Here is a 456-nt window from a genome sequence, read left to right as displayed (position 1 = left end):
GGCGGCGCTGATCGTCATCAAGGGCGCCAAGCGCAAATACGGCAGTAAATACTGGTTCCACCCACTGATCGGTAAATTCATCATGACAGTGAGGCCAAAGGTATGAGCAAGCCACAGAAGGTTAACACCAGCCAATGGCCGAATGAGCTGTTTTCCTGCGTCTACCGCTGGGTTAACGGTCGCCCTATAGAGAAAGCTGTAGCGGCAAAGGCCATACTGCAAACAACAACGGGAACGCCACTCAATGATCTGGCTGTGCGGCTGAGTGCGTTTGCGATCGGGAATGTCACCCCGGAATGGCTGACTGATAACGGGTTTTCCTCCAACTTAGCCCCCGAACCTGCCAGGGAGAAGCGCGAAGCGGTGGTGTTGGAGTTTATCAGCCGTAAAGAGCTGGTGGCCGTGCTGGCCGACGCTGATCGGATTAATAGCCTGTTCAACGCCGCCCCGCCACCG

Annotated in this window: 1 pseudogene; it reads left to right on the top strand. The window is 55.9% G+C overall.

Going from position 1 to position 456, the window contains the following annotated elements:
* Nucleotides 1–102 precede the first annotated feature (102 nt).
* Nucleotides 103–456, top strand: a pseudogene (locus ACKWMY_RS28340) (DNA primase); the annotation flags it as partial.

Origin of the sequence: Serratia sp. J2 (assembly GCF_046269175.1) — a bacterium.
Taxonomy (GTDB): domain Bacteria; phylum Pseudomonadota; class Gammaproteobacteria; order Enterobacterales; family Enterobacteriaceae; genus Chania; species Chania fonticola_C.
This window is presented reverse-complemented; position numbering and strand designations above follow the sequence as displayed.